At 57.8% G+C, this 18,909-nt stretch carries 16 protein-coding genes and 1 pseudogene; 3 read left to right on the top strand and 14 right to left on the bottom strand.

Translation table 11 applies throughout. The features are described 5' to 3' along the window. A partial coding sequence (locus tag C1H69_RS23920; protein ID WP_205738547.1) for a hypothetical protein occupies positions 1–190 on the top strand: 190 nt, incomplete at its 5' end. A gap of 42 nt (positions 191–232) precedes the next feature. Here the strand turns inward: C1H69_RS23920 and C1H69_RS18835 are convergent. Together C1H69_RS18835 and C1H69_RS18840 are read right to left on the bottom strand one after the other, a co-directional pair. Then, positions 233–1,150, bottom strand: coding sequence for a DUF4351 domain-containing protein (locus C1H69_RS18835; protein ID WP_102654934.1), 918 nt, complete (start codon positions 1,148–1,150; stop codon positions 233–235). Positions 1,151–1,439: 289 nt separating this feature from the next. Further along, entirely contained in the window at positions 1,440–2,936 is a 1,497-nt protein-coding gene (locus C1H69_RS18840; protein ID WP_102654935.1) for a Fic family protein, read from the bottom strand. Positions 2,937–3,243: 307 nt separating this feature from the next. Between C1H69_RS18840 and C1H69_RS18845 the strand changes: the two genes are divergently transcribed. Continuing rightward, positions 3,244–4,254 (top strand): GSU2403 family nucleotidyltransferase fold protein, encoded by a 1,011-nt coding sequence (locus tag C1H69_RS18845; protein ID WP_102654936.1) that lies wholly within the window; start codon positions 3,244–3,246, stop codon positions 4,252–4,254. A gap of 174 nt (positions 4,255–4,428) precedes the next feature. Here the strand turns inward: C1H69_RS18845 and C1H69_RS18850 are convergent, their stop codons facing one another. The 4 genes and pseudogenes from C1H69_RS18850 to C1H69_RS18860 all read right to left on the bottom strand — a co-directional run bounded on the left by C1H69_RS18850 (position 4,429) and on the right by C1H69_RS18860 (position 9,624). Next, positions 4,429–6,195 (bottom strand): autotransporter family protein, encoded by a 1,767-nt coding sequence (locus C1H69_RS18850; protein WP_240610007.1) that lies wholly within the window; start codon positions 6,193–6,195, stop codon positions 4,429–4,431. 111 nt (positions 6,196–6,306) lie between these two features. Beyond that, positions 6,307–7,026, bottom strand: a pseudogene (locus tag C1H69_RS24645) (ESPR-type extended signal peptide-containing protein); the annotation flags it as partial. A 424-nt stretch (positions 7,027–7,450) separates the two neighbouring features. Then, complete coding sequence (locus C1H69_RS18855; RefSeq protein WP_102654938.1) at positions 7,451–8,485, bottom strand: glycosyltransferase family 9 protein; 1,035 nt, start codon at positions 8,483–8,485, stop codon at positions 7,451–7,453. Between the two features lie 257 nt (positions 8,486–8,742). After that, entirely contained in the window at positions 8,743–9,624 is an 882-nt protein-coding gene (locus tag C1H69_RS18860; RefSeq protein WP_102654939.1) for a hypothetical protein, read from the bottom strand. Positions 9,625–9,728: 104 nt separating this feature from the next. On the opposite strand from C1H69_RS18860, the gene C1H69_RS18865 reads away from it, so the two are divergent. After that, on the top strand, positions 9,729–10,406 hold the full coding sequence (locus C1H69_RS18865) for a glycosyltransferase family 25 protein (protein ID WP_205738548.1): 678 nt from the start codon (positions 9,729–9,731) through the stop codon (positions 10,404–10,406). 13 nt (positions 10,407–10,419) lie between these two features. Here C1H69_RS18865 and C1H69_RS18870 read toward each other — a convergent pair whose 3' ends face one another. The 8 genes from C1H69_RS18870 to C1H69_RS18905 all read right to left on the bottom strand — a co-directional run bounded on the left by C1H69_RS18870 (position 10,420) and on the right by C1H69_RS18905 (position 18,854). After that, on the bottom strand, positions 10,420–11,721 hold the full coding sequence (locus C1H69_RS18870) for an O-antigen ligase family protein (protein ID WP_102654940.1): 1,302 nt from the start codon (positions 11,719–11,721) through the stop codon (positions 10,420–10,422). 328 nt (positions 11,722–12,049) lie between these two features. Beyond that, positions 12,050–13,324, bottom strand: a complete 1,275-nt coding sequence (locus tag C1H69_RS24260) for a sugar transferase (RefSeq protein WP_102654941.1) — start codon at positions 13,322–13,324, stop codon at positions 12,050–12,052. A gap of 115 nt (positions 13,325–13,439) precedes the next feature. Beyond that, a complete protein-coding gene (locus C1H69_RS18880; protein ID WP_102654942.1) occupies positions 13,440–14,360 on the bottom strand; it encodes a glycosyltransferase family 2 protein in 921 nt (306 codons plus the stop codon). Then, complete coding sequence (locus C1H69_RS18885; protein WP_102654943.1) at positions 14,258–15,109, bottom strand: alpha-2,3-sialyltransferase; 852 nt, start codon at positions 15,107–15,109, stop codon at positions 14,258–14,260. The genes C1H69_RS18880 and C1H69_RS18885 overlap by 103 nt, the downstream gene beginning before the upstream one ends. Then, positions 15,090–16,277, bottom strand: coding sequence for an acylneuraminate cytidylyltransferase (locus C1H69_RS18890; protein ID WP_102654944.1), 1,188 nt, complete (start codon positions 16,275–16,277; stop codon positions 15,090–15,092). The genes C1H69_RS18885 and C1H69_RS18890 overlap by 20 nt, the downstream gene beginning before the upstream one ends. Before the next feature lie 43 nt (positions 16,278–16,320). Beyond that, entirely contained in the window at positions 16,321–17,256 is a 936-nt protein-coding gene (locus C1H69_RS18895) for an N-acetylneuraminate synthase family protein (protein WP_102654945.1), read from the bottom strand. A gap of 304 nt (positions 17,257–17,560) precedes the next feature. After that, positions 17,561–18,649 carry a DUF6716 putative glycosyltransferase gene (locus tag C1H69_RS18900; protein ID WP_102654946.1) on the bottom strand — a complete coding sequence of 363 codons (1,089 nt, stop codon included), beginning with the start codon at positions 18,647–18,649 and terminating at the stop codon, positions 17,561–17,563. Then, positions 18,642–18,854: a hypothetical protein gene (locus C1H69_RS18905; protein WP_102654947.1), complete on the bottom strand. Its 213-nt coding sequence runs from the start codon at positions 18,852–18,854 to the stop codon at positions 18,642–18,644. The genes C1H69_RS18900 and C1H69_RS18905 overlap by 8 nt, the downstream gene beginning before the upstream one ends. Positions 18,855–18,909 lie beyond the last annotated feature (55 nt).

Consider the following 18,909-nt stretch of genomic DNA (forward strand, 5'->3'; position numbering starts at 1 on the left):
TGATTGCCAGCCTGGGCAACTCCTCGGTCGCGAGCTAAAGCTGGCTCCAACAGCGGCTTGCTCCGCCTGGGTGGAAAGTATCGCTGTGGGAGCACTGGTCCCCAGGGCGACTGGCGCCGCCGGGCGCCCTGGCGAAGGCCGCCGCCGTGCGGTGATTGCCAGCCTGGGCAACTCCTCGGTCGCGAGCTAAAGCCATCTCCAACACCCCGATCGCGAGCTCACCTGTGGGTAGCTAGCCAAATACGTCCTGTAGTGTCTTGGCTTCCATCAGGTTCTCTGCCCAATACTCGATTTCGGCCGTGGTGGCCTGCTGTAGGCGCTGTTCTGTGATGGCATCCAGCGGACCGAAACGGCGCACCAGGAGTTTCCTGAGTAGGGTTTGTTCGCCCTGTTGCATGCCCTGCTGCATGCCCTGCTGCATGCCCTGTTGCATACCTTCCGTGCGTAGGCGTTCCGCGAGTCCGGCCATGGCTTTGCTCTCCTGTGGGTAACGGGATTCATAGATCTGCCGCTCGGTCTCCGTCAATCCCGTGTAGATGTCCACGAAGTCCAGGTATTTGATTCGTTTCTCGACATTGGGCTCGAGACGTAACAGGCCTTCGATCGCCTTGGCATAAATGTCGATCTTCTGCCCATGAGACCAGTCCATGTTGGGCAGGTTCAGACGCGCCACCAGGTTGTCGCTTTCCAGATGATCCACCGCAGGCATGACATTCAAGGCACACCCCAGGTAGTGGAATAGCAGGTAATCATGGCACTCGCCACCCAACGCGAGCCGTTCGGGCACCGCCGGATGAGCCTGCAGGAAGATGACCACCGGTACCACCCGTTGGGTCGCGAACAGCTCCGCCAAATCAAGACAGTAGTGCGCCAGGCGGTGGATCGAGAAGCGCTGAGGGTCGGTTTCCTCCTCGAGAACGAACAGCAGGGCTTCACGACGTCCGTCCGGCCATTCTACCAGCAGAGGAACATCGAGCTCTCGAAAACGCTCACCCAACCGCTCCTTGAGTTGTTCCTGGCGGACCGGGGTGATCGTCGCGCTAGCATCGATATCGTAGGCTTCCTCACGGGCAAAGAAAGCCAGCGCCTCACGCGGATAGTCGAGAATCAGGTTCTTGAAGTTCTGGTCATGGCTGACACGATGGTTCATGAACGTCCTTACTCGTTGTGGGAGCGCTGGTCCCCATCGCGACTGGCGCCGCCAGGCGCCCTGGCGAAGGCTGCCGCCGTGCGATGATTGCCAGCCTGGGCAACTCCTCGGTCGCGAGCTAAAGCTATCTCCAACAGCGGCTTGCTCCGCCTGGGTGGAGAATATCACTGTTGGAGCGCTGGTCCCCATCGCGACTGGCGCCGTCAGGCGCCTTGCCGGAGGCTGCCGGCGCCTGGCGCCACCAATCGCGACGCAAAGCGGCGCTCCAACAGTGATTTTTTCTCCGGTATCAAGAAGTCGGCCAATCGTCCTCTTCCTGACTGTGATACAGGGCTTCCCTGGCCGCGTCCTCGATAGCATCCAGCACCTCGGCGGGCACCTGATGGCGAAACTGCTTGCGCCGGTTACTGGACAACCGGCCATCCTGGCTGAGGCACATCATCACCAGCCACGCCAAGTCGCTCCCCCGAATGTCGAAACGTTGATCGATGTCCCGATAGACCCGGTCGAAGCATGCCAGGTAGCGAGTTTCGGCCATCAGATCCTGCTCCAACGCGGCCCTGGCCATACGTAGCGTAAACGCCACTGCTGGCGTCGCATCCCAGTAACGGTAGACGGTATCGCTGCCGACAAACTCGAAGTCATAGTGGTCGGCATCGATCCAGCTGACTCGCCAGCGTTGCCGTGCCGGTTTCGAAAAAGCCTCCAACGCCGCCAGGTACTCCTCCTCGTGACGCTTCATCGCCACCGAAATGGGCAGCAGATGGCCTTGTTTCCACTGCCCAGCCCGGCACAGCCGGTGATGGATCAGAAAGCGAGAGATACGCCCATTGCCATCCATAAAAGGATGCAAGAAAACGAATCCAAAAGAGATGACAGCCGCCGCCACCAGCGACGGCGCCCCATCGAGTGGCTCATTGGCCCACTCCATCAGCCGCTGCATCAGTTCATCACACAGCCTGGGGGGCGGTGGCAGATAACTGACGCCAAGCGCACCCGGCAACCCATTGTGCAGGTAGTTCTGCTCATGGCGGAACGCCGCTGCCATGTCAAAGGGATTGCTGACGGTGCTGTTCTGCAAGGTAACGAGATACGCCTCGTCCAGCGCCCGGCCTTCGTGCGCCTGATACAGTAACTGCATGAAACGCTGCTGCTTGTCAGGCGAGAGAGATTCCCGTTCGATGGCAAAGGATGACTGCGTTTCACTGAGATAGGCCCACTGCGTGGCTCGATCCAGCATACCCGGCGGCAGTGCTTCCATGAACGCCCGCGCCTGGACCAACACATCTTCGGCCAGCAAGGCATTCACTTCCAAAGTTCGCCGAACCGTGGCGCAGTACGCCAGAGAGCCGAGGCCATTGAAGTCGATCCGCCAACGGCCATTGCGTATGGAAGGCCCTGTCACGTAGTGTTCGGGATCAAACAGTGGCACGACACGGCTGCGCACCGCTGGCTCATGGTCCAACTCGCCGACAAAGGCTTCGTAAAGGAACGCCAGCTTGCGCAGGTAGATGCCATTCGGTGAGGCTCTCAGGGCCAACACCAGGGCCTCGGCAGGCACATGGGGCAGCGCCTCGGCCAGCACGGCAAGATCGACGCCTTCATGCTTCAAGGCAAACTGCAGATGTTCCAGCAGGTCATCGCCCGGCGCACGCTCCGCCGGCACGGCCAGGCAATCCCCCAGCGGAGTGATGCGGGTCACAGGCCTGACAACGGCTGGCCAGGCCTGCTCGAAGGCGCTCAACGATAGCCGTTGACGCAGGTACTCATAACCGACGAACTGCATTAATGCCACCGAGGGGCGCTGCTGCGGAATTTCCTTCACTAGATCAAAAAAATCTTCACTAGACAACAAATAGCGAAGATTTTTATCACCCCTTCAGGTTCTGCAAAGCGCTGCAATTTGTCTCTTTCTTCAATTGCCGACCCGGGCAATCCCCCCGGTCGCGAGCTGAAGTTCCAACAGCGGTTTCCCTATTCCGTCGCAGCCAACTCACTGATTCCCACCCAACAGGCCCATCCTGATACTTAACTAAATTCGTGATATATTCACGACAAATTTAGTTAAACACCAAGGGGCCAAGGAGAGAACGATGGGCTATATCAGGCTCGAGCCGGAGCAGTCCCGAGTGTTCATCAATGCCAGACAGGTATTCGAGGTGCTTGAGGAGCACCGCCGACAAGCCTCCAGAGTAGCAGGCTCCATGCACTGGAAGACCATCAACGGCCGACAGTACCTCTATCGGGCCTACTCCTATGGCAAGAATCACTCCCTTGGGCCACGCTCCCCTGAAACGGAGCAACTTCTCCAGCAGTTCGACACCAGCAAGACTCGCCATCAGGAGCGCGAGGCCAGCTTGCGGGGCCAGTTACAAGTACACGCCGCCTACATCCGCGCCAACCGCCTCAATCGCTTTCCGTTGACCGGGGCCCGCATCCTGCGTGCACTGATGCGTCAGGGCATCCCGTTTCACCTCATCGGCACCCATGCACTGTACGCCTACGAAGCAAGGGCCAATGTGCTGATCGAGCCGCAGCACCCCGCGACCGACGACATCGATGTCTTGATGGATGCTCGCCAGGGAATGCGCATCGTAGCGAACCTCAAGCAGCATACCCTGCTATCGGTACTACAGAAGAGCGATGCCTCCTTCCAGCGGGTATCGTCCTCACCGTTGGAGTTCCGGGCCGCCAACGCAAAGGGCTTTCATGTGGACTTCATCACACAGGGTGGCAACCCATTACAGCCCAACGACTTCGAGCGCCTGCTGAACGAAGCCGACCTCACCCCGGTCAGTATCGAGTCATTGAAATGGCTGGTCTCCTCGCCAAAGTTCGACGCCCTTGTCTTCGACGATCGCGGCATGCCCCTCCGTATCCAGACCGTGGACCCCCGCGCCTTCGTGTTGCACAAGTGGTACGTTAGCCAGCAAACCGACCGGGAACCCCTGAAGCGACACCGCGATGAAAGCCAGGCTCGGCTCGTGGCAACACTACTGAGCCAGGAGCTGACCGATCTCCCCCTTACTCGAGCGGTACAGCGCGTCTTTCCCCACAGCATCTCTCGAAGGGCCACCGATGAACTGGATGACCTGGACGTCTAACGTCAATCCCATCCACACACTGCATCCAACAGCAGCTTGCTCCGCCTGGGTGGAGAATATCGCTGTTGGAGCGCTGGTCCCCATCGCGACTGGCGCCGTCAGGTGCCCCGGCGGAGGCCGCCGACGCTGGTGACTATCGCCAACGCCAGAAACCTTCCGTCATCGACACGCCAGTCAGAACCGCCACGCGAACGTTGCCCGCCCTCCATGGTCCTCCATGCCGTCGCCATACTGCCCGCCGTAGGCAAGATCCAGCGAGGTGCGTTCGTTCAGCGACACGCTGACGCCCGCTTCCACCACCCCGGTGTTCTCGGCGATCGGCGTGCCGGCGACGCTGAAGGCGTCGCCGCCGGCGAAGCGCTGGTCGCGTTCGGGGGTGGTGTCGCCGAAGGCGTGTCGCCAGCCGACGCTGCCGTAGAGCGTGGCGCTGGCCTCACCCACCCCGAACTGGACCGTGGGCCGAAACCCAAGGGTGGTGAAGGTGGTGTCGAAGGTCTCGCTACCGCTGTATAGCGCGGCATCGCCACCCTCTTCCGCGCCGTGCGAGGCACGGTGGTGCACGTGGGCGAGGTTGGCGAACGGTTCCAGCGTCAGCGCGCCGGCCCCGAAGGCGCGGGCCAGCTCCGCATAGGCGTGCAGGGTATGCGCGCGGCGTTCGTCCTCGAGGCGCTCATTGAGCGTGCCGACCTGGACGTGACGCTGGCTGTCGATCTCGTGGTAGCCGTAGAAGGCGCCGCCGCGCAGGGCGAGATCGCCGTCGCCGAGGGTGGTACCGGCATAGAGCCCCAGGTGGATGCTGTCGACATCGGCGCTGCCACGCCCGCCGCCGGCGCTCAGGTCGCTGCGCGTGTAGCCGGTGAGGAGGCCCACCTGGGTGCGTTCGCTGACCGGGGCGTCGACGCCGACGAGCACGCCGTGGGTGTCGCGGTCGAGGCTGGCGGCGTTGCCGTCGCCGTCGCTGCGGCCCCAGTTGCCAATAGCGCGCACCCAGCCGGTCGGCACGCTCGCATTGGGCGAGGTGCTGCCCGTTCCCTGCGCCTCGCTGTCCATCGGTGCCGCGATGCTGCCCATGGCGCCGCGCAACCGGTCGTTGACGGCACCACGCACCAGGCGGCTGTCCTCGATCAGGGCGCCGTGGGCCGAGGCGTGCAGTTCGCCGGAGAGGCGATCGTAGGCGTCGCGCAGTTCGTCCTCATTGGTGTGGGTGACGATGGCGTCGTATACGGCGTGGCCGGCGGCCAGGCTGTCGATGCCGCCGGCGGTGGCGCGCTGGTTACGGGTGCCAGCGAAGCGCTCGTCGTCGAGGGCGGTGTCGTTACGCACCAGTGTCAGATCCACGCCGTGAAGGGGGCTCTCGGTGTCATATTCCAGCCCGGCATCGAGGAAGATGAAATCGGAACGCACGTCATCGAACTCGCCGTCCAGACCGCCCTCGGCGCTGAGAATGCGATAGGTGCTCTCCGGGGCGTAGTCGCCCGCCTCGCCGATGTGCGCCACCGTGCCGGCGAGCGTGGCGATGCCGGTGACGTGGACATGATCGCTGGCCGTGCCGCCGGGATCGACTTCCACCTCGTAGATGGAACCGGCCTCGAAGGTCAGGTCGCCGTCCACGGTCAGTTCGCCGATGGAGTTGCCGGGCTCCAGGATGGCGCCGTCGGCCAGCACGGTGGTGCCCACCGTGCCGCTGCCGCCCAGCCTGCCGCCGCTGGCCACTCTGGAGATGCCGCCCAGCCGGCCCTGGCCATCCAGGCCGACCACCAGATTCCCGCCGCTGATGATGGTGGTGCCGGTGAAGCCCGAGTTGTCGCCGGTCAGCAACGTGGTGCCGGCGTACTGTTCGATCACGCCCTCGCCGATGATATCGGAAGTGAACGCATGGTCCGATTCGGTGTGATTGAACACGATGCGGCCATCACCGTCCCCTAAGGACAGCACATCCACATCAAGCACACCTGGGGCAATAGCATCTGTCCCCGCGCCCGCACCGATAACCAGCGTGCCGGTGGAACCTGCGTGGCGCGCGATGAAGGCGATAGGCCCCGATACCATCCCGCCATTCGCAATGGTCAATTCACCAGCACCGAAGAGGCCTATACCGGCAATCCCAGCGCTATTTGCCCAGACTGAGCCCGTACCGGCCACAAGCACCGAGCCGTTGGAGCCAGGTTCAACGCCGATAGCACCGAGTGTATTGATGACACGCCCGCCGTCATCAATGGTCAACTTACCCGTACCCCATCGGCCAACTTCGAGGCCGCTGTTGATCCAACCCGAGCCATTACCGGTCACCGTCACGGTACCGTTGGAACCTGCATTGTTTCCTATAATGCTGGTGTCATTGCTGACCTTTCCGCCGTCTTCGATAGCCAGCGTACCGGTGCCGGACTGGCCGATCGTGAGGTTGCCATCATTCTCCCAGGACGAGCCGGTGCCAGTTACCGTTACGGCACCCTCACTCCCAGAAAGCCCGATAGTTCCGCCTGTGTTACTTACGCTACCACCGTCTGAAATAGTCAGCGTGCCGTCGCCGCCAGGCCCGCCAATAGTTAGAGTACCGTCAATCTCCCACGGTGACGCGTGATCACCGGGCACGGTAATGTCTTCTCCATCAATGGTTTCTGCCATGGCCATACCACCGGCCAGAGCCATGGCCGCTGTACCGGCGAGAAGAACGGGCTTCCCTGCGGACTTGCCCTTTCGGCGAACGGTCTCGGCAGCCACTTGCCAAAGGCTCAGGGCGTGGTTGAAGACGAGGCGGTAGGTGTGGTTCATGGCATCTCCCGACTATCGGCGCGCTTGATGTCAGCGCTTCTTTATCGTTATGTCATGTCTGCCGTCCAGCGTGCGGCATACCCGCACCGTGAAGTCAGCCAACCTAATCTCTCAACGACGCGACAGGCATCACCTCACATTACCGGTCAAGAAGCGGAGTTGATTGCCCATGCCCGACTGTAAACGAGAAGATACAAACTCAAACGCCCTATTTGCATGGAATCGGTGGCGCTTTTCCAGCAATGACGCGGCGTCGTGGCATCCGTGATCGCCTTGTTAACAGCGCTTGGCTGGACGTATTTCTATGGGGGAGAACTGAATCGAGGTCCAATCGCAGGACACTGCAATACTGCGTGTCGGTGGCGGGGGCCGCTGTGCTGGCGGATATCGCAACGCAGGGCAACCCCGCAGTCGCGAGCTGACGCTACCTCTCACAACCTGCCTTTTCTGCCCGGTCGCGAGAGGGCGAATCGGCAACGCGTGTGAGAAAAGACGCCAACGCTCTATCGACTTCCTGCCAATCCAACCGGTTGACGTCGTTCACCTCGCCAGGTTGGCTCATCAGGTTCACCGACAGCGGGTGCACGCTATGCCAGGCCGACATTTCGCTCGGCCCATAGGAGAACAGCACGAAGGAGGGAACCCCCACGCCATCGGCGATGTGCACGGATGACGTACTGGCCGAGACCTGCCCCTCGGCCCGCGCCAGCAAGGCCACATTGTCGTAAATCGTGCGCGTTTGTGGGTAGTAGAAGCACCGATCCGTATCCCACCGTGCGGAAATGGCTGCCACCTCGTGCTCGCAGCCCGGCATCGTGAGCAAGCAGACATCGTGATCCGGCAGCGTGGCCAGCGTGCGTTCAATCAATGCCTGGGTCGTTGCCACGTTGAAGGTCTTGGCCCGCCCCTTGCTGAAAGGGTTGATGGCGATGTACGGCCGCTTGCGCGGCTGCAGGAAACTCGCCACCGCCGCCTCCGCAACGGGCTCACGAGGCACCATGTAGTGCTTGTCGGTATGGTGGATGCCACAGCGGCGCAACAGCTCATGGTAGCGGTCCTCCATGTGCAGCCCTTTCGTGACGTTGCCCAGCTTGACGTCCACCAGCCCCGGGCTATCATCCAGGCTTGCCAAGTGGCGCGCGCCGACACAATGCGCCAGGTAGAGATCACGCGGCTTCATGATCTCACTGAAATGTACGAGCAGATCGACCGACCCGAGGGATTTCGCCAAGCGACGGATACGCTGCCTCGAAGGGCGTTTCCTGATGATGTGTACCTGGTCCACACCGAAATAATCAGCGAACAGAGGCGCCATTTCCGGTGTCGTAATGACTTCGATCAAAACGTCGCCATCGAGCTTGCGAAGCGCAGGAAGCACCGAAGAAAAGATGATCGAGTCCCCCCACTTGGCATCCCAACGCAGGAATACCACGCGACGAAGATCGTTCAGATCATCCACTTCCGGCCGTGGCCTGTCATAGCACCATCGGTTAACGGCCGTGCGCCATGCGTCTCTGCGCGCCCTTGTTCTGTTCAGCCACTTTCTCATGTCATTCTCGCGTCACATCACATGGCAGCCCTGGAACCTCCAGGCGCATTCCGCTAGGCTAGCCCGACTCAATGCGCAGCAGGGTAACATAACGTGTCCTCAATCCCCCCACCTACATCATTTCACCCCCCGGCTCGAAGCGCCAGGCACGAAATCGGTTACTCAGATCACACTGACACGGGGTTCGCCTTACCTTTCAGTTCATCTAGCGGAGACTGTAATGCTTCCGCCTGCTGGCTTAAATTCAGTTGATCGACATTCAAACGAACCACACGGCAGCCCCTCTCTTCAAGGATACCGCACCCCTCCGCGGCTATCTCGTTCAACTGAGCAAGTTGAGCCATAACTGCATGGCGGCCCCGATCTTTCAAGTAATGGATATGACTATAGGGCTGATCACGTTCACGATGTATCAAACGCTCATAAATCGCCTCTTCAGCCCCATGGACGAAAACCAGCATATCCGGCAACGGCATCAATTGAAAAAGGCGTGTTGTTTCACGAGGACCAGCAAGCATCGCGACCATCAAAGTCTTGAGGCTGATGGCCTCATCACACAGGGCAGCGTTTGCCAAGTCAGCATCATCAAGGTAGAGAGCATCGTAAAGTGTATCGAACAGCCATGCAGTTTGGTTTTTCTTTTCATGTACCAGAAGGTCACTCTCGGATATGACCGTTAATGCACAATTGACAAAGGGGACAATACCATCAGGATTTCGCGCCAGCACAGTACCCACATGCTTGTCCCGTAGTTGCTTGACCCGGCGCTTGCGACGCGAAGCCAGCAAGAATTCCGTGCGCTTGGCAAAGCGTTTTATCGGAGCCAGCTGGCTCAGCCCCATCCGCGCCACAGCCGTGCGGCCTTGATTCATATCCATCAAGTAAGGCGAAGCCCCCCGACTCGACAAGATGTACCGCATCGTGGTGGTCTTTCCTACCCCATTGGCACCAATAAATTCAACTCTCTTCATCTGCTCCCCCACTAATCGTGCTATTTTTTTAATAAAGTTAATATCTTTTATTTTAATGAAACCATTAATCTTCAGCACCTTCTCATTTGTTCTAACCAGAAAATCAGCGCTTACATTCCCTGGACCCTCCAGGCGCCTTCCACTAAGCTAACCTGACTCAATGCGCAGCAGGGTAGCATAACGTGTCCTCGATCCCCCCCACCTATGTCATTTCTCTCCCCGGTTCGGCACGCCGCTCAAGACTTCAATCTACCTTCGACAGCATCGGCCTGCCATTCGAATTTTGGGACGCTGTAAACGGCGCCGAGCTGAGCGCACAGGCCTTGGCCGAAGTGGACCAGGAACACGCCCAGCGCGACTGGGGGCATAGGCTAAACAAGGGAGAAATCGGCTGCGCCTTAAGCCATATCGGCCTCTATGAGCATATGCTGAAACAAGGCATTGGCGAAGCGATTATTCTTGAGGACGATGCCCAGCCCGCCGAAGGCTTTCTGGAAACACTGGCACACATGCTGTCCAGCCTGCCGCAGCGGGCCGAGATCGCCTTCCTTCACCACGGCAAGGCCAAGTCATGGCCGCTCAAGCGATCCCTACCACATAAGCACAAACTGGTACGCTACCGTTACCCGAGCGCCAATTCAAGACGAGGCATCTTCAGCGCACGCGGTTACTGGTTGAGCCTGGAGGCAGCGAAAAAGCTCCTGGCCTTGGCCTACCCCATCCGCATGCCGGCGGATTGCCTTACCGGGTATATCCAACGCAATCGGTTGAACGCCTACGGCGTAGAGCCCAACCTGCTGCTCGAAACCGATCTGCCTTCCGAGATCGACGATGGACAGGTGCGGCCATGGCTGAAGTAGTGGCCATATCGGGTTAGCAGCCGTCAGCCCAGTCGTCGCCAGCATCACTCTTCACTCTGCGGTGCGTGATACCCGCCAGATTCATCGGTGGGCAATATGTCTTGGCCATCACCACCAGCACCACCTGCATGTAGGCATAGAAGGTCGTCATCATCTCATGGTGAATCGCCGCTTCGGTCAGGTTGAATAGCATAAAGCCGGCGGTGAAGACCAGGGCCACCCGTGGCCAGGGGTTCTCTGGTTCGCGTCGATACAGCCGCCAGTGGTAGATACCCGGTACCACCAGGTAGCCAAACAGCGCCAGCAGCCCCAGCAAGCCGCCGGTAGCCGCCATCTCAAAGTACTGGCTGTGAGCATGGCCACGGCTGACACCCAGCACCCACTCGGTGATCACCCCTTGCTCCACCAGTTCGGCATTCAGCGCCTCGCGCTCATCATAGCCCAGGCCGATCAGCGGCCGCGCCATGAACGCATGGGATGCGGCTGTCCAGAGCTGTAGCCGGCCACCGCTGGATACCGCCGCTTCGATATTGCCTTCCGATAGATTGGTAAACTCGGCAACGGTGTAATCCACCCGGCGCTCAACGGCCGGCAGCGTGGAATAACTCACCAAGGCCAGTGCCACCAGGCCGACCAGCGATGCCGTAATCGCTTTCCAGCCAAGCCGATCGGCATTCAGAAACAACAGCAGAACCAGCAGTATCGGCAGCGCCAGGATCCCTCCCCTGGCGAGAGTGAGCACACAGGTGATGGCCCCCGCCAGCGCTGCCACCAGAAGCCACACCTTGTGGTTGCTGCCACGCACCAGGCTTGCCGCCAGGAACGCCATCGCACAGCTGAGATAGCTGAGGTTGATGCTGAACAGAAAACCATCGGCTTGATAGATGCCCAACCACTGGGTTTGATAGATCACCACCAACAGAGCGCCCAGGCAGCCCACGATTACACCCACTTCCATATAACGCCTGAAATCAGGCAAGTACACGGGGTAGACCAAGTGGCGCAACATCAAGTAGATCGGTATCAGGGCCGCCATATGCGCGCCGGGCGCCAGATAGCGCGACTGCTGCTCGTCAAGCCAGAAAATAGGCAGCCGTGACAGCAGAAACAGCGACAGCAGCCCAATCACGGCCCAATCGAACCGGGTAACACGTAGCGTGTGACGATTGGCCACCAGATAGGCGATGGAATAGAGCATCAGCAGCGCCACCACCACATGGCTGCGTATCGGCGTGGCAATCAACAGCGCCAGCACCAGCAGCAGCGCCCAAACGTTCAGGGCCACTGCCCGCTCATGCCCGAATAACTCCTTCATCGCTGTCAGCCCCCAGGTGTCTCAAGCCGTAAAAACGAAACGAGCGCCCTTGGGCGCTCGCGTTCATGATACCACTATCGCCACAGGGCATCGCTAGTGGCGGCGTTGCTCCCATGGAAAGGCCTTAATGCTTTCGGTCAAGACTTGCCGGCATTGAGCAACCCCACGGTTGCGAGCTGACGCTATCTCCCACAGCGGCTTGTTCCGCCTATGTGGAGAATATCGTTGTTGGAGCGCCGGTCCCCATCGCGACTGGTGCCGCAGGCGCCTTGGCGGAGGCCGCCGTCGTGGCGATGACTGCGGCCCAGGCAGCCCTGCTTCACGCCCCCTACCGCGCTCCAAACCCGGTGAACAGAATCCGCACGGTCTTCAGGCTAATCAGCACGTCCAGCCACAGCGAGATGTGCTTGATGTAGTAGAAATCGTACTGCAGCTTCTTGGACATGCCCCTGACCTCGGCCGCATAGCCCTGTTCCACCTGGGCCCAGCCGGTGATGCCGGGGCGCACCACGTGGCGATAGCTGAAGAACGGCACGTCCTCCTCATACCATTCGGAGAGCGAGGCCGACTCGGGCCGTGGCCCGATGAAGCTCATCTGCCCCTTCAGAACGTTGAAGATCTGCGGCAGCTCATCGATGCGGTACTTGCGAATCCATCCGCCAACCCGGGTGATACGCGGGTCATCCTCCGAGATGGTGAAGTCCTCTCCACTCATGTCGTGGTACATGCTGCGGAACTTGTACATCAGGAAGGGGCGCTGACGATACCCCATGCGCGGCTGCAGGAAGAGCGACGGCCCCTTGCTATCCAGCTTGATTACAACGGCCACTATCGCCATCAAAGGCAGCAATAACGGCAACAGCAGCAAGGCAGCGAAGAAATCCACCACCCGCTTGAAACCTATGTAAAACAAAGGGGGTAACAGGCTACCAAACTCATTCTCGGAAAGGCGATCGATCCGCACCCGGCCGGAAATCGACTCCGATATCTGGCGGATATGGTAAACCGGGATATGGCACAGGGTGCAAGTCGCCAGGAATTTCTCCCACTCCGCCGGCAGATCCTGGGCACGCAGGTCGGCCACCACACCGTCATAGCGCACGCCCTCCAGGTCAGTGGAATCCAACATTCGCAGGTCTACCTGGCGTGTACCCAGCAGCCGCTTGGTATCGCCGAACGGCACCAATGCCAATTTCAATTTGCGGTAACGCCGCCCGATAAAATACCCCATGAAGAACCAGGCCAAGCTGACGAGATAACCCCCGAACAGCACCTGGCGCGTATAACCTTCGCGGGTGAAGAACAGCATCGCCACCGCAATGAGAAAGGTGATGGAAACCGTCGGCATGATATAGGCAGCCAACTGGGCACCAGGAAAACGTGCCATGCGCCGTAGCGTAAGCGCGGACGCCACGAACGCTAGGCTAATGGCGATGATGGTGTTGGTCCGCACATCCGGCAAGTGGTGCCAGAACTCCCAGCCCCAGCGTTCCAGCGAGGGGACCATCACGACCAGAGGCAAGCCCACCACCAGATGAAAACCCAAGCCCAGCAACAGGACTTCGTACCACCGCGAATGGCGGCGCTCATACTCACGCTTCATGGCACATCACAATCATCATATCCGCTTCACTCTGGCATCCATGCAAAAACACGCCATCAATCGTGAGGCGTGGCAGTATATGATCTCACAATGCCGTTACAGAGACGAGTCGAGCCTAGCGAGGCTTAGTTACGGCGCTCAACGCATGGCGGGCCAGATACCAACTCGACCTCACCCGGCCCAGGCGCTCCTGCTCGCGGTAGATGGTGTAGACGTCACGCAGCTTGGCCAGCTTGTTGGCCGAGAGGCTAGCCCCCCCACTGCGGTACACCGCATGCACGCCGGGGTACTTGCGGGCCGGCCCAGCATGCCGGGCCAGTGCCAACCACAGCCCCCAATCCTGGCCACGCCGAACGTGGGGCATGTAGTGCTTACCCAGCGCCTCTTGATCATAGGCCACCGTCAGGCAGCCGATGGGGCAGCCACGCAGCAGCATGGCGTAGTCAACCCATTCAGGGGCGCGATAGTGCGCCAGGTGGCTGTCATCATTGCGGCTGCGAATCTCATAATCGCCATAGCTGAAAGCCACCTGCTCGCGCTGCATGAAGCCGATCTGCGCTTCGAGCTTGCCTGGCAACCACAGGTCATCGCTATCGAGAAAGGCGATATAACGCCCCCTCACCGCCTCGATACCTGTATTCCTCGCCACCCCGGCACCCTGCTGAGGCTGGTGGATATATCGAATGTGCGGATACTGCTTGGCGAACCCCTTGATCAGATCAGCCGTCCCGTCAGCGGAACCATCATCAATGATAATGTGTTCAACAACAGGACATGTCTGGGCAACAACGGATTCGATGACACACGCTATGGAATCCTCAGCATTATATGCGGGCGTGATGACGGAAACGCCTTCGATTATCAAGCCATCACCATCAGGTCTTGGAACGACAGATAGGCCATCATCTAAGAGTGCCAGCGTTTCTGCTTCTTTCACTTGGCTCGCTCTCCGAAGAGCACACGCCCCACATGCCGCCGGATCTCGTTTGTCCGCCTCGCAAGCCGCATCGCACCAATGGGATACAGCCCAGCCCATCCATCCCAGTCGTTGATGACCTTGGACTTTGGCTCAATGCGGAAACCTTCCCCGTGCTTGGGCGCAACGGGCAGGAAATCCAGCGCACCGCTTTCAACCGAGGCACGCTGGATTTTCACATCGCCGCGCTGGGCAAGATAAACAATGATGTCGCGATCGAGGGCTACATCATGAAATTGCGTATTATAGCCGCCGGTGCCGATATGGCTCACCAGCGCTGCCGAATGCCCAGTAAGCTCGTGGGCATAGCGTTCTGAACCGGTATAAAGATCAATGCCCGCCAACGTGATCGTATCAGCCCCCAAACCATGGGCACTGATGATTGCCCAGATGCCGGTGGTCGGCGTCTTGCGGTATCGCTCGATAAGCGCACTGATAGCCTTCTCTGCATCCCGATCGCGGTACCGCACCCCGACAAAGGGTAAGGGAAGACTTCTTTGACCACGCCGTGCAACCTGAGCTTGATGACTGCTCCAAGAACCAACCGAATAAACGCCTTCGGCCAGAAGCCTGTGCAAAGTTTTTGCATAAAAGGGAAAGATCCAACGATCACCTCCGACCTGAACCAGATCCACACGACGCCCAAGCCGGTACGTGTTCTCAAAAAAGAAATTGTTAACCCGTACGATGGTGTCCTGAAGATCGACCCGCCTGACATCCAATGTCAGAAGCGAAGGGCCACCGCCAGCAACGATGAACCTCCTTGACCGAGGCGTCCAATTCTGGGATTCAACTTCTGTTTGCATCATGACCTAACAGGCGATCGGCGACAGCCCGTACAGCACCTTGTCCTCCACCATATGGAATGATCCAGTCGACCTGATCAAATACGCAGGCATGAGCATCGAGAGGGCAGGCCGAGAATCCCGCCTTCTGTATGGCGGCAAGATCATTGCGGTCATTGCCGATGAAAAGCACTGTCTCCCAGTCCAACCCCTGCGCCTCAAGCCACTCCCCCAGCGCTGCAACCTTGTCGTCACGCGCCTGCAGACACTCAACGCCGAGCTTCTCGGACCGCCTAGTGACGACAGGGTTTTTCTCCTTGGAAAGGATCAGCAGCTTGAATCTCCCCAGCTTGCGCAACAACTCGATCCCCAGCCCATCCCGGCGTGAAACCCTAACGCTTTCAATCCCATTCTGATCGACAATTGCCATATCGTCAGTATGGACACCATCGAAATCCATGACCACAGTCCGAATCTTACCGATGTCATCCTCGGTAAGCCCACCCGTTTCGCCACGCTCCGTGGCAATCGCATTACACAGAGCAAGATCGGCCAGGGAATCGATCTCCACCGGCGGGTGATCCACATTGTAAAGGGCAACTGGCCCGCAGAAACGCTGTCCCAAGCGCTCGAAATCGGCAGCGCGCACACAATAAACCGCCCCACTTTCCTTGAAAGCGGGCGGTAGATCCTGACGACGCTTCCTCTGCCGGGTTTCATCGTGATTGATCCCGATTCCCAATCCCTCACTGGAAAAGCCCCAAAGGAAGGAATGGTCCTTGATCACTGAAAGAGCACAGGCCGCGCCTTTTTCCTCCATGGACGCTAGACAGCCATCAATATCCGCCCCCGTTGTAAAAGGAGAGGTACATTGCAGAAAAACGAGCCTCGCGATATCGGGGAACTCGCCCTTGATGACATCAAGGGCATGTAGCCACCCGCTTTCCGAACTCACGGTATCACCCGAAAGCTCGGCAGGACGATTGATAACCCGAGCGCCGAAACGCTCGGCCTCGCATGCGATAGCGACATCGTCTGTAGAGACATACACGACCGAGACGCTTGTCGCCGCCCGTGCGGCAAGTACCGAGCGAGCAACCAGAGAGCGCCCACCGATCTTGCGTAAATTCTTGCCGGGGACTCCTTTGGAGCCCCCTCTGGCGAGTAGAATGGCAACAGTAGCTTCAGTCATGCGGTTCGCCCCGATGCATATAGGTTGCTAGACTCGCCATCAGTCATTTCGCGCCAGCAAGATTGCCGTGCCGTTCGGCATTCCATTTGAGCTTGTCGCGCTGAACCTGTTCCACGGGCAGAATTTCATCTTTCTTATAAGCAAGAGCTTTATCGACATCACCAAGGTCTTGACACAGCTGACGCAGCCCGTCCGGCTCCAAGCTAGCTGAGTGGTCTGTCCCTTTCCAGGTCCGGTCAAGCGTGAAGTGTCGTTCAATATGCGTGAACTGACCCTTACCCTGACTCTCGCACATGCGGCCAATGGTAAGCGCTGCGACATCAGCAGCAATACCCAAATGATGGCCGGAGAATCCAACACCTTTAACCTCATTGCCGAATTCTTCCATCATTCGAATTATTTCGAATAGACAGATATCCTCGGAAGCAACCGGATAACCAGAAGTGCAGGAATAGACGACTAAATCCTTGGCACGGCCGCGTTCTTTATAAAAATCAATGATTTTTCTGATTTCCTCACGCGTGGTCATACCGGTAGATACGTGTATTTCACCTGCGTAATTTTCGCAGAGGAAATTTTGTAACTCGTAATGCTGATTGGTGGCGGAAGGGATTTTAAGCAGTGGCGGATTGATTGACGCCATATCCTTTGCCGCTGTCAGATCCCATACCGAGGTTGAATACATAATGCCATTCGCTTCGCATTCACGCACAAGCTCCCTATGCTGCTCAACATCGAATTCCAGAAACTCCCGGTGCTCTCCATAAGTAGCACCATAAGAATTGGTCGGCACGGGATGCGGCCGGTTGTATTCCTCGGGAGTTAGCAACTCCTTGTTCGTGCGTTTCTGGAATTTGGCGACATCGGCCTTGCACTCCTGAGCAGCGACTCGAATAAGCTCTTTAGCGATATCTAGGTCGCCTTTGTGGTTGCAGCCGATTTCAGCTATGACTTTAACGGGGTTCTCGATAGTGCTCATTTAAATATCCTTTTGGTTAGTTGATCTAATGTTCCATTTTCTCAGCGCGCCATCCTCTTTATCAAAAGGAGTTCATTTCAGGCACATCTGACATGACCGATTGCTGATTCCAGTTTCATGCGTCAAACATATCGCAAGCCATGAGAATTACGATTATTGTAGCTGCAACCCCACACCACGATCAAGGAGACGCACAAAATATGCACATCTGCTCACCTTGGAGGAGACAAAACGATACATTCAATAGATATTTGTCACCTGCTGGCCTGCTGCTGCCACCTGGTGACATTTTCACAGGCCTTTGCTAAGTATTTTCATATCTCGGCTGACATTGCAAGCAGCCTTGGTTTGATCCCTCTTGCTTGAATGACGATATGACAGACAACACTTCATCATAAAGATCACTGGCACGGAAATTTTGTTCGACCCATGTCGATTCCGCATGCTTGGCATCAAGATTAAGGACCTGCGTCAGAGAGCTGAGCACACCGCTCCCCCCCATGAGCTTGCGCATCGGGTACATCATAGGATCCAGATAATTCTCAACGTAATCCAGATAGACCATTGTCGGCAGGCCAGCGGATATGGCGTCCATCGCGGCTGTCGATGTGCAAGTCATCGCAATAGAAGCGCTCTCTAGCGCCTCCACCATGGAGCAATCCGAATAAACAAGATTCGATGGTAGAGAATTGGGTAAAAGCGAAATATAATCATAACGTTCCTTGTGTACATGCTCAGTATTTTCATTAGGAAGGTGCCGGAGCTTCAGCACCACTTTCCGCTCGGGATAAGCCTCCGCCATAGCAACCAAAACCTCAACTATATGGTGTCGCGCATCAAACGTCCGTGGGCTAAGGGCCTGAGTAAAGAAATAAATATCACCACCCGTATCCTGGCGCAGATGCGCTGGCTTCACCATATAGGGGTGCCCCCATGAGACATGTTGCTGAAAACCGACTTCCATTTCCGCCAGATAGCGCTTACGACTCAGCTCATTATTGAGAAAAATCGCATCAAATTGTTTGCGATTTCGAAATCCTATTAATGGAGTAAACTCAAGCCCGGGCTGGAAGGCTAAAAAGCAAGGACGATTGCGGCGCAGGCGGTAATCGCTCTCAAGTAGCGCTCTAATTTCCTTGGTTATTTTACAACAGATGACTGCTTCGAATTCGGCCATGCCGCCGCTTGGCGTGAAGAAATTCGTATCTAGGAGTGCAGGCTCGATATCCCCTAGCGAAACAAGTCGCTGTCTTTCAGAAATCCCAACATAGTTTTCACTGGAAACGTGATGGCCGATGACTGCCTGCACTCCTTTCGCCATCAGCCCATCATACATGCGGCGCGCAAAGAATAGTGTAGAGTCATCGTAAAAGGGAAGTAAAACCTTAGGCACCCTTACCCCCTTTATTCCGAGATTTAAATTGACGGAGAGTCTCCATTTGCTGCTGATCGTGATCTTGGTTCAGCCTCGTTGATATACTGCGCAGTTCTCCTTCCATTTCCTTCAGTCGAGCATCAAATTCACGCATCCGCCCAAGAACTCTTCCCAGGAAACCTCCGGAAAGGACGTCAACCAAAGTATAGATAACACCTTTCATACGGCCTCCTAAAAAAACAGCCAATTTAATAAGATCCTTCTTTATAGACCATCAC

Source organism: Billgrantia endophytica (assembly GCF_002879615.1).
In the GTDB taxonomy this organism is placed as follows: Bacteria; Pseudomonadota; Gammaproteobacteria; order Pseudomonadales; family Halomonadaceae; genus Halomonas; species Halomonas endophytica.